Origin of the sequence: uncultured Winogradskyella sp. (genome assembly GCF_947501905.1) — a bacterium.
Taxonomy (GTDB): Bacteria; Bacteroidota; Bacteroidia; order Flavobacteriales; family Flavobacteriaceae; genus Winogradskyella.
In genome coordinates this window covers 329,959-345,692 of sequence record NZ_CANMXL010000001.1, presented here as the reverse complement: position 1 = coordinate 345,692, position 15,734 = coordinate 329,959, and the positions used below count along the sequence as shown (strand labels likewise).

The following is a 15,734-nucleotide window of genomic DNA, read 5'->3' as shown; positions in this document are numbered from 1 at the left end:
TCAAATTGAAAGCATTTTTTTGATATTCATAAGACTGTGCAAATATTAGTCCAAAAAAGTATTAATTTGTCATCTCTTATGTTACTAACAAATGTAAAGACATTTTAATGTTATCAAAGAATCAGATAAAATTAATTAAAAGTTTATCCCAAAAAAAATTTAGGAGTCAACACGGTTTATTTACGGTGGAAGGTATAAAAGGGATTTCCGAGTTTGTAAATTCTTCGTTTAGCTTAAATCAAATATACAGTTTAGAAAATGTTTTTGATGTTGATGACTCTAAAATGACATTAGTAACAGATTCGGATTTAAAAAAAATTACTCAGTTAAAAACCCCAAATATGGCAGTCGGAGTTTTTGAAATTCCTAAAAGTAAGGTTATTGATAATTCTAGACTTATTGTTGCTTTAGACGATGTCCGTGATCCAGGAAATTTAGGAACTATTATTAGACTGTGTGATTGGTTTGGTATTAATGATTTAGTTTGTAGTAAAGCCACTGTAGATTGTTTTAACTCTAAAGTTGTACAAGCAACAATGGGCTCCTTAACTCGTGTTAATGTTAGCTATGTAGAGTTAGATACTTTTCTTTTTAATTCGGAGAATGAAATTTTTGGCACTTTTATGGAAGGCGAAAATATCTATAAAGCAGATTTACCAGAAAGAGGAGTTTTGGTTTTAGGGAATGAAGCCAATGGAATCTCTAAGACAATTGAAAATAAAGTAACAAAACACTTAGGGATACCAAGATTTGGAAATCTTAAAGCTACTGAAAGTCTTAATGTTGCAACCGCTACTGCAATTTGCTTAAGCGAATTTAAACGAAAAATTATCTAAAGGTAAAATTGATAAAGATACCTCGTGTTTTCATAGAGGTAATATTTCCTGTCCAAGGACTATTTGGGTCAATATCTCTAACAACTTCGTCATTAATTGCAAAAACACCTCTAATTGATGGTGTAAACTTGAAGTACAATAAGTATAAATCAACACCAAACCCTATTTCATAAAAGTAGTTATTACTAGTCATTCTAAACTGACCACCACTATTGTCGCTAGGGTTTTCTTCATTACTAGCTAAGTTTAAAGCTGTAGAAACGCCACCTACAATAAATGGTCTAAAATTGTTGATACGATTTGTAGAAAACTTTAATAGTAATGGTAAGTGTATGTATGTGGATTTAACTTCTCTTAATAAATCAGATGGGTTAAATTCTTGGCCATCAAAATAGCTCTCATTGTACCTTAAAGTACGAGTGCTGAAATATACACCCGGCTCAAAACGTAAATTTAAATGATTGTTAATTCTTAAATCACCTGTTAAGCCTACTTGGAATCCAGTAGTTGCATCCACAAGAATATCATCAAGATTCTCCTCATACTCAAACTTAAAATCATAACTATTAAATCCTAAAAAATATCCCCAAGACAATACTTTTTTATCCATAGTCTGAAGATTTGCCACTTTTTCTTTAGAGAATAATTGAGCAAAGCTACTGTTACAGCTTAGTAAAACAGCAAAAAGAATAATTAATTTCTTCATATTAAGCTTTAGATGCGGTATAGATTGTAGCTACACCAAACGTTTGTGGTTTGTCTTTGACATTAATAAACCCAATTTGTCTCAAAATATTGTTTAGTTCTTCGCCAAAAGGGAAAACAGAGGCGGATTCACTTAAATATTTATAAGCACTTCTGTCTTTAGAAAAAACTTTGCCAATAGTAGGTAAAATAAATTTAGAATACAATTTATAACCTTGTTTGTATGGCGTTTTTGTTGGTACTGATGTTTCAAGAATCACAAAAATACCGTTTGGTTTGAGCACTCGAAGTATCTCTGAAAGCCCTTTTTCTAGATTCATAAAGTTTCTTACACCAAACGCAACTGTAATGGCGTCAAAAGTATTGTCTTCAAAGGGTAAGTTTTCAGAATCACCAATGATCATTTGTATGATGCTATCTAATTCTTTTGCTCTAATTTTTTGCCGCCCTACTTCGAGCATACCATCACTGATATCTAAACCAATAATTTCTTTGGCTGATGTTTTAGTAAGGTTTATAGCTAAGTCGCCTGTACCAGTAGCAATATCTAGGATGTTTTCTGGTGATGTATCAGAAACAATTTGCACAACTTTATTACGCCATTTTACGTCGATTCCAAGTGAAATAACTCTGTTTAATCCATCATATTCCTTAGAAATGGTATCAAACATTTTGGTAACTTGTTCTTTCTTATCAAGCTCACTGTCTTTATATGGCTTTACACTTTTTGACATCAAAAAAATTTTTGCAAATATACTAAGAAGATATAAGTGTAACTAAAGTTGCAGATTATAAGAAGATTTTAATTATACAGAAGTCTTCACTTGCTAGTTGTTAGAGCAAATTCTTAACATTCAAACTTTAAGTACTTATAAGATATAACTATATTTGTACGTTATTTTCAAATAAACATTAATGAAAATTATTATTGCTGGTGCTGGAGAAGTCGGATTCCATTTGGCAAAACTGTTGTCTTACGAGTCTCAAGAAATTACGCTTATAGATAATAAAAAAGATAGTCTTACTTATGCAGGCGAAAATCTTGATATAAAAACCATAAAAGGAGATGCTACTTCTATTACAACTTTAAAAGAAGGGCGTATTGAAAATTCTGAACTTTTTATTGCGGTAACTTCTTCAGAGACTACTAATATTACGGCATGTGTATTAGCGAAGCAGTTAGGCGCAAAACGTACGATTGCGCGTATATCTAATACTGAATTTATTGATAATAAAGAAGAATTAGGGTTTTCAAAATTTGGTATAGACGAATTAATTTCGCCAGAGTCTCTCGCAGCTTCAGAAATAGAATTACTACTTAACCAATATGGATTTAACGATACTTATGAGTTTGAAGATGGTAAACTAACCATGTTAGGGCTTCGATTATCTCGTACTGCTACTTTTGTTGGTAAAACTGTTAAGGAAGCTGCAGAATTGTATTCAGAATTGCATTTTATTCCAATTGCAATCCAACGTTACGGAACACAGTATACTATAATTCCTAGAGGAGATACTATTTTTAAAGAAGGCGATAAAGTAGTTTTTGTAACGTCTAAAGGTGGTGATGAAGAATTGTTTGAACTCTCAGGAAAAGTAAAGGTAGGTATTAAAGATGTTATGATTTTAGGCGGAAGTAAAATTGGCTATAAAACCGCCCAAGATTTATGTAAGAGTAAGTTTAATGTTAAACTTATTGAGGGTAAAAAGGATATTGCTGAAGACTTAGCAGATGAGCTGCCAAATGCACTTGTTATATGTGGCGATGGAAGAAATGTAGATATTTTAGAAGAAGAAAGTATATCACAAATGGATGCCTTTATTTCTGTAACAGGGAATTCTGAAACCAATATTATGTCTTGTCTTTTAGCGAAGTCTAAAGGTGTTAAGAAAACTATTGCTTTGGTTGAAAACATGGATTATTATCAATTATCGCAATCTATAGGTATTGACACATTAATTAATAAAAAACTTTTAGCAGCTAATACCATATTTAGATATATACGAAAAGGTGAAGTTGTGGCTATGACCAAATTAACCAATATGAATGCCGAACTTTTAGAGTTTGTGGTTAAACCAAACTCTAAGATTACAAATAATAAAATTAAAGACTTAGATTTTCCAAGGTCGGCAATTTTTGGTGGTGTTATTAGAAATGGTGAAGGTCTTATTCCTTTAGGAAGCTTTATTATTGAAGCTGGTGATAGAGTTGTTGTTTGTTGTTTGCCACGCTCAATCGCCGAAGTAGAAAAGTTTTTTGCATAGTCTATGGCAAAAATGAAACTTAATTACAAAATCATTTTCCATTTTTTGGGATTATTACTGTTATTTAATGGTGGCTTTATACTTATAGCTACATTAATAAGCTTAATCTATAAAGATGGAGTTACATTAGAGCTTTTGTTATCAGGTTTTACAGTTCTTTTAGTGGGTGTTTTTGTGATGTATAATACTCGTAATCATCGCAAGGAAATGAATAAACGCGAGGGTTACATTGTAGTAACTTTAGGATGGATTGTAATGTCTCTGTCTGGCTCTTTACCCTATATGATTACTGAAGCCATTCCATCTTTTACAAATGCTTTTTTCGAAACCATGTCTGGTTATACTACCACAGGAGCTAGTATACTAAACGATATTGAGATTATCCCTAAAGGTGTTCTTTTTTGGCGAAGCATGACCCATTGGATTGGTGGTATGGGAATTATTGTATTAGCAATTGCCATATTACCACTTTTAGGTATAGGAGGTATGCAGTTGTTTGCAGCTGAAGCTCCGGGTCCAGGAGGAGATAAGCTACATCCAAGAATTACAGATACAGCTAAGCGTTTATGGCTTATATACTTTGGGTATACGGCGGCAGAAACCATATTGCTTCAGGTGGCAGGAATGTCTTTCTTTGATGCTATTAATCATGCATTAAGTACATTATCTACTGGCGGTTTTTCTACAAAGAATGATAGTATAGCGCATTGGAATGATAATCCTGCAATACAATATATTATAATGAGCTTTATGTTTTTGGCTGGTACAAATTTTGTGTTAAGTTATTTTGCATTTAAGGGGAAAGTCCAGAAAATCATTAGGGATGATGAGTTTAAATTATACTTCAGGTTAATATTTATATTTGCCATAATTGTAGCTGTTGTTATCTATTTTAAAGCTGATGTTTCTCAGTCTTCAATTGCACATCCTATGGTATTAGGAGAGTTTGAAAGTTCAATACGGCATGGATTTTTCCAAGTATTGGCTATCGTAACAACTACAGGCTTTGTTACTGCAGACTATACCATGTGGACGCCATTTTTAACTGTATTCTTTTTTGGATTGATGTTTTTAGGAGGTTCTGCAGGTAGTACTTCGGGGGGTATTAAGGTTGTTAGGCATCTATTATTAATTAAAAATGGCTTTTTAGAGTTTAGAAGAGCTTTACACCCTAATGCAATTTTGCCAGTACGTTACAATCAAAAATCGGTATCTGGTGATATTGTTTTTAATATTCTCGGTTTCTTTATCTCTTATATGTTGCTCTTTATATTTGGAGCTTTAGTCTTTTCAATGTTTCAAATAGATTTTACTTCTGCTATTGGTTTGTCTGCTTCAAGTTTAGGTAATGTAGGTCCGGCTTTAGGAGAATTTGGACCAGTAAATAATTATGCGGCTTTGCCACCTTTAGGAAAATGGTGGGCATCTTTTTTAATGCTTTTAGGTCGTTTAGAACTGTTTACTGTACTCATTTTATTGACACCTTTTTTCTGGAGAAATCGCTAAATTTTATTCTGAAAAAGAAGAAATTTTCAACTTTTTTCAAAAAAAATCAATTTTATTCTAGCCTATATAAATACTAATATTCCCGGATATTGAGTGTTGGTTTTTAAACGTTTATGACTGAATATGCTGTAACATTTTTAATCAACCAACGTCTTATTAGCATAACCATTTAATTTTTATCAATCATGGAATTAGTATTAAACACAATTGAAACAGAACCATTACCCGAACCCAGAGAAACGTTTGTATACGCAAACGAACATTTGTTAAACTCAAATTACAAAGCTGCGGTACAACAGAACTTCATCAATTCTTCAAAGCCATCAGTTTTCGGGATGAGACAGTGTCTAAAATTTAAGCAATTCAATAATGTACAAGCTATTGGAGTGGTATTAAAACTATCAGTATTTGTAACAGTACTTTCTATTATGTTTTAAACCAAGGCTACATATTTTAATTATCTAAGATGCTTTTTATTGTAATGTAAGAAGCATCTTTTTTTATGTCATTTTCAAACTTTTAAAACTTATAGTTATGTCTATCCAAGCAATGAATACTTCCTTAAATAATAACAGAAAGCAAATGCCAAACCGAGATAGGTTTAAGAATAGATTGGGTGGGTATAATAGAAATGAAAAGACAGAATATAATTTACCTAAAGCAAATGCAAAACAACTTAAAGATATTAGCAGACGATTAAAAGAAGAGCATAAAAGTAGAATGCTAAAGATTATAGTACTAACTGTGATTTTATTTTTTGGACTTTTGCTTACGTTTCTTTACTCTTCTGATGGAATTATTGAATTACTTACATACTAGCTTAAAGCGTCTTTAATTCGCTTTACAGCTTCAATAATTTGCTCTTGAGATGCCGCATATGAAATACGAATACAATTTGGGTTACCAAAAGCGTCACCTGTAACAGTCGCTACATTAGCGTTTTCTAAAAGATACATGGCAAATTCTGAAGCATTATTTATAGTTTGTCCTTTAATGGTTTTTCCAAAATAAGCGGAAATATCTGGGAAGACATAGAATGCACCTTCTGGTTCATTACATGAAAATCCATCAATTTCTCTAAGTAAACCTAATATCAATTGACGACGTTCTTTAAACTCATCAATCATATATTGTACGTTGTCTGGAGTGGCTTCTAATGCAGAAATTACTGCGCGCTGTGCAATACAATTGGCGCCACTAGTTACTTGACCTTGGATTTTATTACAAGCTCTAGCAATAGTTGTTGGGGCACCAATATAACCTATACGCCATCCAGTCATTGCAAAAGCTTTGGATACGCCATTTACAGTTATAGTTCTTTCAAACATATCTTCAAATTGAGCTATACTACAATGTCCACCAACAAAGTTGATATGTTCATAGATTTCATCAGAAACCACATAAATATTAGGATATTTTTGTAGTACATCTGCTAATGCTCTAAGTTCTTTTTTACTATATACAGAGCCACTTGGATTACAAGGAGAACTATACCAAATCATTTTGGTTTTTGGTGTAATAGCAGCTTCTAACTGCTCAGGAGTCATTTTAAAATCGTTATCGATTGATGTTTTGACTTCGATAGGTACACCACCATTAAGTTTTACAATATCGCTATAACTTACCCAATATGGACATGGTAAAATAACTTCGTCTCCATCATTAAGCATCACTGAAGCAATATTAAACAAAGACTGTTTGGCTCCTGTAGAAACAACAATTTGTTGGCGATTGTAATCTAATTGATTATCACGCTTAAATTTTGTAATGATGGCGTCCTTGAGTTCTGCATAACCATCAACAGGCGTGTAGCTATTATAGTTGTCGTCAATTGCTTGTTTAGCAGCTTCTTTTATAAAATCTGGAGTGTCAAAATCTGGTTCGCCTAAACTAAGGCCTATAATATCTTTTCCTTCTTCTCTTAATTCCCTTGCTTTAGCAGCCATTGCTAAAGTAGCTGAGGTCGATAGACTATTAATTCTATCCGAAAGTTGGTTCATGCGTAGTTGGTTGTGTATAGTTTATGCTTGTATTGCTGGTTTCATTCCCATTTCCTTCAAAAACCTAAAATGTGCTGCAATAGCTTTTCTTGTGGTCTTATACTCTTTATATGGTAAGTTAAACTCTTTAGCTGTGTCCTTAACAATTTTAGCAATTTTCCCATAATGTACATGGCTGATATTAGGAAAAATGTGATGCTCAACCTGATGATTCAGGCCGCCAGTATACCAGTTTATAAACCAGCTTTTAGCACCAAAATTGACTGTAGTTTTTAATTGGTGGATAGCCCATGTATTTTTCATAGTACCATCTTTCTCTGGCATTGGCATTTCAGCTTCATCCATAACGTGTGCTAATTGAAAAACAATACTTAAAATTAATCCAGCAACATAATGCATTAACAAAAACCCAATTAAAACCTTATACCATGCTAAGTCAGTTAAAACAATTGGAATGACAATCCACATACTTACGTAAATTAACTTTGAGATAACAAGCTTACTCCAATTTACAACTGGATTTGGTAGTTTTCCATATGAAAGTTTACGTTTCATGTAACGATACATCTGCTGAAAATCAGTGGTTATTGCCCAATTAATGGTCAATAATCCATATAGCAAAATAGAATAGTAATGCTGAAACTTGTGGTGTTTATGCCATTTTGCATGTTCAGAAAAACGTAAAATACGTCCAGCTTCTAAGTCTTCATCATGCCCATGAATATTAGTATACGTGTGGTGTAATACATTATGTTGTACTTTCCAGTTATATACGTTTCCTGCTAGAATATAAATACTACTTCCCATTAAACGGTTAATCCATTCTCTATTAGAATATGAACCATGGTTACCATCGTGCATAACATTCATACCAACACCAGCCATGCCTATACCCATAACTACGGTAAGTAAAAGTTGTGCCCAAGTAGGGATATTTAAGGTTAGCAATAAAAAGTAAGGTGTTATAAACAGAGCAAACATAACAATGGTCTTAATCCATAGTTTATAGTTTCCAGTACGTTTAATGTTGTTTTCTTTAAAGTAGTCGTTTACACGTTTGTTAAGAGTTCTGAAAAATTTTGCAGAATCTTTTCGGGAGAAAGTAAGCGCTTTTTGGGTATTCATAAGTATTCTAAATTTAAAACTTAACGCATCAAAGATGGGTTAAGTATAGAAAGGGCAAAGATAATTAATTAATATACCGGATTAACAACTTGATGTTAAATTATCAACTTTAAAATTAACTATTTTTGCCAAAACTATATAATGGAACTCATATTAGAATACTTTCCTAATCTAACAGCTCATCAAATAGAGCAATTTGAAGCCTTACTACCTTTGTACAAAGATTGGAATTCTAAGATAAATGTTATCTCTCGTAAAGATATAGATGAACTGTATTTAAGACATGTACTTCATTCTTTAGCTATTGCAAAAGTGATGCCTTTTGCAGATGGTTCTTCCGTGTTAGATGTTGGTACTGGTGGTGGATTTCCTGGGGTGCCTTTGGCTATACTTTTTCCTGAATGCCAATTTCATTTAGTAGATAGTATTAATAAAAAATTAAAAGTGATTAATGGTGTTGCGGAAGCATTAAATCTTGAGAATATAAGAACTACTCATAGTAGAGTAGAGGCTATAGACGAACAATATGATTTTATAGTAAGTCGTGCAGTAACGGCGATGCCAGAATTTACAAAATGGGTAAAAGGAAAAATAAAGAAAGAACAAAAGAATACATTTAAAAATGGTATTCTTTATCTAAAAGGCGGAGATTTATCTGAAGAATTAAAGCAGTATACTACTGTGAAACAATTTCCGCTAACAGATTATTTTAGAGAAAACTTTTTTGAAACTAAAAAAGTGGTGTATTTACCGCTAAAACATAAATAGAAAGAGCTCCATTTCGGAGCTCTTTTTTATTATAGAAGATTGTGGAATCTATTTATTTACAATAAACTTCGTTGTGAATTTTGCTCCATTTTCGCCATTAACATTCAAAATATAAAATCCTGAATTTAAGTTTATAGGAATTTCAGTTGTATTTCCTAAGTCCATGTTTCTGCTTAAAACCAATTTTCCAGAATAATCTATAATCTGTATTGAAGCATTCTGATTAGTATTAGATTTTAAAATAAGCGCATCTGATATTGGGTTTTTCGCAAGTTGAAATGAGTTGATATTATTGTTATTAGTACTCAATGCAATACCTCTAATTTCTGCTAAGACAAAAGCAGCGTTTGCTGGTGTAATTTCAACGTGGTCTTCGTTGTCATCTGGTAAAAACGTATTATCAAAAGGTGTATTGTTTGTTGTTGCTCGCCCTGAAGTTAGATTTATATCGTGAAACCAATTGATGTCATCATCAGCGGTTTCTTCTGTTATTTCTAGAGCTAATGCACTCACTGTTGGTATAAAACTAAATTTGTCTATTGTCAAGGCATTTAAAAAATCACTAGCTAGTCCATCCATAGGTAAATCTCCAGATAAATCACTTAAATCAAATAAGCCTCCAGGAGCAGCATCTACACCGTCAAAGTTGGTTGTGCCCGAAGAAGCACTTGAAGTAATAGGAGAACCTAAAACAGAAGTAGAGAACAAACTAACTTGCTGTGGTGTGCCGTCTTCGGGAGTCATGTTAATATCTATATCAATGGTCAAGGTTAGAGTGCCAAAAATAGGTACAACTATATCAGTCATTACATTAAAATCGTCAGGTATTATGGCAAAACCAGGGGTTACTTCTGTTGTGCCATCTTTTGCAAGATACGGTGTGCCTATTCCGCTTCCATTTGCGACTGCAATTCTTCTGGAATTTTCAGGAAAACCAGATGTTGTTAAATCATTAATATTTGATTCAAATTGTGTTCTGTAAGGATGAGGTATTGGTAATGTTAATGAAGGATCAAAAGTAACGCCATCACCAGAACTATCAAGATGCGCTTCAAAATGATCTACCAATAATTGCCTGGCAGCTGGAGAATTTAGCACACCATCTATAATTGGTGCTAAATCTGCTTGAGGGGCATTACTGTTATTAGCTAGATAGTTAAATTGATGCTGGAGTCCAATAGGCACATTGGCTCCTAAGTGAGGTGAATCTAAAGAAATCCATAAGCTAGTATCGGCATCTAGCATGTTGTTTTCCATATAATTCAAAGCATATCTAGAAATTAAGCCACCCATACTTGGGCCGATAATTATATTTTGTTCAGGCGAACTTGCCATTGCTTTTTCAGTATTTATATCTTCAATAAGCGCTACTAATGTTAGTGCATTTCTTTCTATAAAATCCGCACCGCCATCAACATCTGCTCCAGAATTCATATAAGTCGGGAAATTAACCACAACAATATCAAAACCTTCTGCTCGTAACTCATCACCAAGATTGGTAAAGCTAGGATTGCCTGTATAATCCAAAGAAGCATACAATGCATCAATTTTTCTCGTATCACCAGGGTCAAATCCGTCTATTAAAAAAATTGGTCTATCCAAAATGTCATCTGTACTTAGATAAACAAAATATTCGGCTTGTCCGGCAAATTCAGTGGCTCCAGCATAGCCAGATAAGTCTGCTGTTAAATCAGAGGTAATAGTGACCGGAGTCACTTGTGAGAGTCCTAAAAATGAAAATAATAAAAAGGATAACATGTAGATTTTTTTCATATGATAAATAGTTCTTGATTAATGGTTTATAAAGATAGTTAAAAACAAAAAACCCTTTAGGGAAAATACTAAAGGGTTTTTTGAAATTATAATGTTTAGAGGTTATCCTAAGAAAGGATATCTATAATCAGTAGGGGTTACGAATGTCTCTTTTATTAATCTAGGCGATACCCAGCGTAATAAATTTTGTGCACTACCGGCTTTATCGTTTGTTCCAGATGCTCTGGCACCACCAAAAGGCTGTTGACCAACAACAGCACCAGTTGGTTTGTCATTGATATAGAAGTTTCCTGCAGAGTTTTGTAAAGCTTTGGTTGCTTCTTCTACTGCATATCTATCAGTAGATATTATAGCACCTGTTAATGCATATTCACTAGTTTCGTCAACTAATTTTAAAGTTTCAGAATAGGCGTCATCTTCATATACGTAAATAGTAATTACTGGGCCAAAAAGCTCCGTACACATCGTCGTATATTTTGGGTCAGAAGCTACAATAACAGTAGGCTCAATAAAGTAACCTTTAGATTTATCGTAATTACCACCTGCAATAATTTCGGCATTACTATCAGCTTTAGCACCATCAATATATTTTGCCAATTTATCAAAAGAGCCTTCGTGGATTACTGCTGTAATAAAATTGCTCATATCTTCTGGAGAGCCCATTTTAAAAGACTTAATGTCTTCTAATAAATATTTTTTTACATCACTCCAAATGCCTTTTGGTACATAAGCACGAGATGCAGCACTACATTTTTGTCCTTGGAATTCAAAAGCACCACGAGCAATAGCAGTAGCTACTTGCTTAGAGTTAGCCGATTTGTGAGCAATGATAAAATCTTTCCCGCCAGTTTCTCCAACTATTCTTGGATAGGTTTTGTAATTATGAATATTCTCTCCAATTTGCTTCCACAATTCTTTAAATATAAAAGTAGAACCTGTAAAGTGTAACCCTGAGAAATCAGGACTTGCTAAAACAGTATTTGTAATCATAACAGGGTCACCAAAAACCACATTGATTACACCATCTGGTACACCAGCTTCTTTAAAAACATCCATAATTACTTTTGCCGAATAGACTTGACTGTCGCTTGGTTTCCAAACAACAACATTGCCCATTAAAGCCATACAAGCTGGCAAGTTACCCGCAATTGCTGTAAAGTTAAAAGGCGTTACAGCATATGTAAAACCTTCAAGTGGACGATACTCAACACGGTTCCAAGCATCGCTAGTACTTTCTGGTTGCTCCATATAAATGTCAGTCATAAACTGTACGTTGAAACGTAAGAAATCAATAAACTCACAAGCAGCATCAATTTCTGCTTGGTGTATGGTTTTTGACTGTGCTATCATTGTAGCTGCATTAATCTTTGCACGGTAAGGACCAGCAATTAATTCAGCAGCTTTTAAAAAGATGCCAGCACGGTGTTCCCATGGCATTTGAGACCAAGATTTACGTGCTTCTAAAGCTGTTGAAATAGCATCATCTATATGAGACTTTTCAGCTAGGTGATATTCGCCAACTATATGTTGGTGGTCATGTGGAGGAGACATAGTCCTAGTATTACCAGTCTTTACATCTTTTCCGTTTATGTATAATGGGACTTCAACTTTACTGTTAAACATTGATTTGTAAGCTGCAGCAACAGCTTCACGTTCAGGAGATCCTGGAGCGTAAGATTTTACAGGTTCATTTACCGCTACTGGTACATTAAAGAATCCGTTTGCCATAGTTATGATGTTTTAAAATTTAATTTTTTTTGAAAGTGCAAAGGTACAATATTTATAAAACAAAAGTGTTTTTTTGAAGTTGCTTCAAATACCAATATCAAAATAAAATTTTGTAAGTTCATGCCCACAAAAGAGACTCCTTATCTGTGAAATATTTTTATTTTTTATATGCAAAAAAATGATGCCTTTATAATTACAATGGCTTATCCAGAAACCATTGTGTCTCATGCTGAAGAATGGTATTCAAAATTTCTGCGATTCTTATTTGTTGGGAATAAAAAACATGTAAGAGCAGGCCATGCAGCATTGGTTTTGATTGATAAAAAAACAGGGGTTTTAGAGTATCATGACTTTGGTCGTTATATAACAGCTTCTCCAAATGGTAGGGTACGAGGTAGAGAAACTGATTTTGAACTCAATTTTCCTATAAAGGCAGACATTAAAAATGATAAAATTCAGAATATTGATGAGGTCTTAAAGTTCTTAGCTTCGCATCCAAAATTAACGCATGGCGATGGTGATTTGTATGCTTCAGTATGTAATTCTGTTAATTATGATTTAGCTAGGAGTCATATTACAGAAAGGCAGAGTGAGGGTTTTATTCGTTATGCGGCTTTTGTAGGTGAGGCTTGTAATTGTGCTCGCTTTGTAACTGATGCTTTAATTGCTTCAGTGACTGATAATGTTCTAAAAACTAAACTTATAAAATCTAAGTGGTTTACACCAAGTACAATTGGTAATGTGGTTATTGCTGATACCGAAGACTTTGTTTATAGAGTTACTGATAAAGGTGAAATAAACGAATTTGCATCCACAGTCAGTAAAGAAAATAGACGTTTATTCTTGGATACTTTAAAAGGTTATAACCCAAGTATAGTTGGTACAATTAAACCAAAAGAGAATAATGTTAAAGCTATACACGCACAATGGTTAAGTGGTATTGCTGCAGGTGCTTGGTTTGAGATTTACGATTTAGGAAGTAAAGACGAATTTAGATTCAGGAGAATTTCACCATATGGGAACATTGACTGTGATGGTGTTTATAAAATAGATTCTGAAGGGTTTGAAATTGATTCGGAATATCAATTTATACATTATTCAAACTGTAAATTCTTTCATATTCAGCAAAACTCAAAAACATTTCGCTTCGAATTTGCTAAGCATTTTGAATCTTAGTTAAGTGAAAAAGGAGCACTTAGTTTAAAAGAAGGGATGTAAACTTTGAATTTTTTAGAGTTAGAGAAATTAACCATATTGTAGTAGCCATGCATACTCCCAAAAGGAGACGTTAATAAACATCCCGAATTGTATGTATGCGATTCTCCTGGCTGGATAATAGGTTTTTGTCCAATGACACCTTCCCCTCGGACAACTTCAATATTGTTTAAGGCATCTTTAATTTTCCAGTAACGTGAGTTGAGTTGTACAACGTCTTTACTCTGATTTTCAATGGTAATTTTGTAAGCGAAGGCAAAGTTCATTTTATAGTTTTTATAAAATGTACCTTCAAAATCAGTTTCTACCGAAATTTTAATTCCGCTCGTAACTTGTTGTACCATCGCCTTTTTTGTTCCTTACGAAGATAAGCTATTTTTTTATTTGTCAATTAAAGTTTCGCTATGAGAAACGTTTTTTAACAAATGTTTAGATACATAGGTTTCAATAGTCGTAAAGAAATTAATAATATCTTCTTTTTCTAAGACAGTATTTATGGTAACCATACGCACAAACTCTGTATCATTAAATTTTCCAAACCCCACCATTAATTGTGAATCTTCATAAAGTGCAGTGCAGAGCACATTTGCGGGAATGTCTTTGTAATTAAAGCAAACGGAGATAGAATCATCATAACTGTAAAGGGTATAATCTGGATGACTATTGATGTAATCTCTAGCTGTTTGAGCCAATTCAAATTGATGATCTACAATCTGTTCAAGGCCATTAGTGCCGACAGACTTCCATAGTGTCCATAATTTTAATGCATCGTTTCGTCTTCCGCACTGCAACGATGTTTTGCCAAGATTAAAATCGTCGCCATCTGTTTGGTATAGATAGTCTGCTTCATTAGAAAACGAATGATGAAGTTGAGCTTTATGCTTAGTAATAATTATTGAACAGCCTAGAGGTGTTCCTAACATTTTATGTCCGTTTAGGCTAAAAGAATCAGAGAAATCCAGTCCATTTACCAAATGCTTATATGTTTTGCTAAAGATAACACTACCGCAATAAGCACCATCTACATGAAGCCATAAACTGTATGTTTTACATACCTCACTTATAGATTTAATATCATCAAAAGCACCTAATACGGTTGTCCCAGCAGTAGCATTTACAAAAAATGGCTTATAACCTTCTTTAATATCGTTTTTGATGACGCTTTCTAAATGAGAAGCACTCATCTCACCTCGATTATTGGTTTTGATAAAACGAACTTGGTTTCTTCCAATGCCAGTTAATACAGCATTTTTTGAAGCAGAGTAGTGTGATGCTTCGGAAGTATATAATGTTATTTTTTGCGAAATGCCATTGGTTCTGATTTCGGGAAATTTAGAATCGCGAGCCATCAATAAGGCCATGAGGTTAGTCATAGACCCACCTGCTGCTAATGTGCCTCCACTATTTTCTGGATAACCAGATAGTCTACAAATATTGTCTATAATTTCTTTTTCAATACCAACTTGCGGACCAGCAACTTTATAAGTGTACATGCTATTATTGAGCATTACTGCTAATAAATCTCCAAGAGCAGCTTTGCCAATACGTCCTCCAAATAGTTGATTGAAAAAAGATTTAGAAGCGGTTTTTGGTGTGCGTTCTATAATAGACTTTAAAGTGTTAGTCAACGCCTCATCAACAACACCTTCATTACCTAGTTTTAAATCTAATTTCTGAAATAACTCTGAAGTAGGAATTGGTTTTGCAACAGGATTTTTCTGTTCCTCTTCAAATAGAAAATCACATAATTCAGAAAATAGTTTGAGGTCTTGTCGCATGTTAAAATAGTGTAGTATTAATGGCGTATTTGTCT

Annotated in this window: 15 protein-coding genes; 7 read left to right on the top strand and 8 right to left on the bottom strand. The window is 33.5% G+C overall.

The genetic code is table 11. The features are described from left to right. Nucleotides 1–107: 107 nt before the first annotated feature. Nucleotides 108–836 carry an RNA methyltransferase gene (locus Q0770_RS01700; RefSeq protein ID WP_299113367.1) on the top strand — a complete coding sequence of 243 codons (729 nt, stop codon included), beginning with the start codon at nt 108–110 and terminating at the stop codon, nt 834–836. Here the strand turns inward: Q0770_RS01700 and Q0770_RS01695 are convergent. Both Q0770_RS01695 and ubiE read right to left on the bottom strand, forming a co-directional pair. Beyond that, a complete protein-coding gene (locus Q0770_RS01695; RefSeq protein ID WP_299113366.1) occupies nt 829–1,542 on the bottom strand; it encodes a porin family protein in 714 nt (237 codons plus the stop codon). The genes Q0770_RS01700 and Q0770_RS01695 overlap by 8 nt on opposite strands. A gap of 1 nt (nt 1,543) precedes the next feature. Then, a complete protein-coding gene (ubiE, locus tag Q0770_RS01690; protein WP_299113364.1) occupies nt 1,544–2,275 on the bottom strand; it encodes a bifunctional demethylmenaquinone methyltransferase/2-methoxy-6-polyprenyl-1,4-benzoquinol methylase UbiE in 732 nt (243 codons plus the stop codon). A gap of 181 nt (nt 2,276–2,456) precedes the next feature. Between ubiE and trkA the strand changes: the two genes are divergently transcribed. The 4 genes from trkA to Q0770_RS01670 all read left to right on the top strand — a co-directional run bounded on the left by trkA (nt 2,457) and on the right by Q0770_RS01670 (nt 6,131). Then, on the top strand, nt 2,457–3,806 hold the full coding sequence (gene trkA / locus Q0770_RS01685; RefSeq protein WP_299113358.1) for a Trk system potassium transporter TrkA: 1,350 nt from the start codon (nt 2,457–2,459) through the stop codon (nt 3,804–3,806). Nucleotides 3,807–3,818: 12 nt separating this feature from the next. Continuing rightward, nucleotides 3,819–5,312 (top strand): TrkH family potassium uptake protein, encoded by a 1,494-nt coding sequence (locus tag Q0770_RS01680; RefSeq protein ID WP_299113354.1) that lies wholly within the window; start codon nt 3,819–3,821, stop codon nt 5,310–5,312. A gap of 185 nt (nt 5,313–5,497) precedes the next feature. Further along, on the top strand, nt 5,498–5,749 hold the full coding sequence (locus tag Q0770_RS01675; RefSeq protein WP_299113352.1) for a hypothetical protein: 252 nt from the start codon (nt 5,498–5,500) through the stop codon (nt 5,747–5,749). A 97-nt stretch (nt 5,750–5,846) separates the two neighbouring features. Further along, a complete protein-coding gene (locus Q0770_RS01670; protein WP_299113350.1) occupies nt 5,847–6,131 on the top strand; it encodes a hypothetical protein in 285 nt (94 codons plus the stop codon). Here the strand turns inward: Q0770_RS01670 and Q0770_RS01665 are convergent. Both Q0770_RS01665 and Q0770_RS01660 read right to left on the bottom strand, forming a co-directional pair. Beyond that, on the bottom strand, nt 6,128–7,312 hold the full coding sequence (locus Q0770_RS01665) for a pyridoxal phosphate-dependent aminotransferase (protein WP_299113348.1): 1,185 nt from the start codon (nt 7,310–7,312) through the stop codon (nt 6,128–6,130). The genes Q0770_RS01670 and Q0770_RS01665 overlap by 4 nt on opposite strands. 21 nt (nt 7,313–7,333) lie before the next feature. Continuing rightward, entirely contained in the window at nt 7,334–8,437 is a 1,104-nt protein-coding gene (locus Q0770_RS01660; RefSeq protein WP_299113346.1) for an acyl-CoA desaturase, read from the bottom strand. Nucleotides 8,438–8,578: 141 nt separating this feature from the next. Here Q0770_RS01660 and rsmG point away from each other — a divergent pair, with 141 nt between their 5' ends. After that, complete coding sequence (rsmG, locus tag Q0770_RS01655) at nt 8,579–9,205, top strand: 16S rRNA (guanine(527)-N(7))-methyltransferase RsmG (protein WP_299113343.1); 627 nt, start codon at nt 8,579–8,581, stop codon at nt 9,203–9,205. A gap of 48 nt (nt 9,206–9,253) precedes the next feature. Here the strand turns inward: rsmG and Q0770_RS01650 are convergent, their stop codons facing one another. Both Q0770_RS01650 and pruA read right to left on the bottom strand, forming a co-directional pair. Next, nucleotides 9,254–10,978, bottom strand: a complete 1,725-nt coding sequence (locus Q0770_RS01650) for a T9SS type A sorting domain-containing protein (RefSeq protein WP_299113341.1) — start codon at nt 10,976–10,978, stop codon at nt 9,254–9,256. A 102-nt stretch (nt 10,979–11,080) separates the two neighbouring features. Continuing rightward, a complete protein-coding gene (pruA, locus tag Q0770_RS01645) occupies nt 11,081–12,706 on the bottom strand; it encodes an L-glutamate gamma-semialdehyde dehydrogenase (protein ID WP_299113339.1) in 1,626 nt (541 codons plus the stop codon). A gap of 168 nt (nt 12,707–12,874) precedes the next feature. Between pruA and Q0770_RS01640 the strand changes: the two genes are divergently transcribed. Continuing rightward, complete coding sequence (locus Q0770_RS01640; RefSeq protein WP_299113337.1) at nt 12,875–13,882, top strand: DUF6695 family protein; 1,008 nt, start codon at nt 12,875–12,877, stop codon at nt 13,880–13,882. Here Q0770_RS01640 and apaG read toward each other — a convergent pair. Together apaG and Q0770_RS01630 are read right to left on the bottom strand one after the other, a co-directional pair. After that, nucleotides 13,879–14,265, bottom strand: coding sequence for a Co2+/Mg2+ efflux protein ApaG (gene apaG, locus Q0770_RS01635; RefSeq protein ID WP_188373655.1), 387 nt, complete (start codon nt 14,263–14,265; stop codon nt 13,879–13,881). The two genes, Q0770_RS01640 and apaG, sit on opposite strands and share 4 nt — an antisense overlap. A 36-nt stretch (nt 14,266–14,301) precedes the next feature. Beyond that, the gene (locus Q0770_RS01630) at nt 14,302–15,699 is read right to left on the bottom strand and encodes an aminotransferase class V-fold PLP-dependent enzyme (RefSeq protein WP_299113334.1); all 1,398 of its coding nucleotides are present in this window, start codon (nt 15,697–15,699) and stop codon (nt 14,302–14,304) included. Nucleotides 15,700–15,734 lie beyond the last annotated feature (35 nt).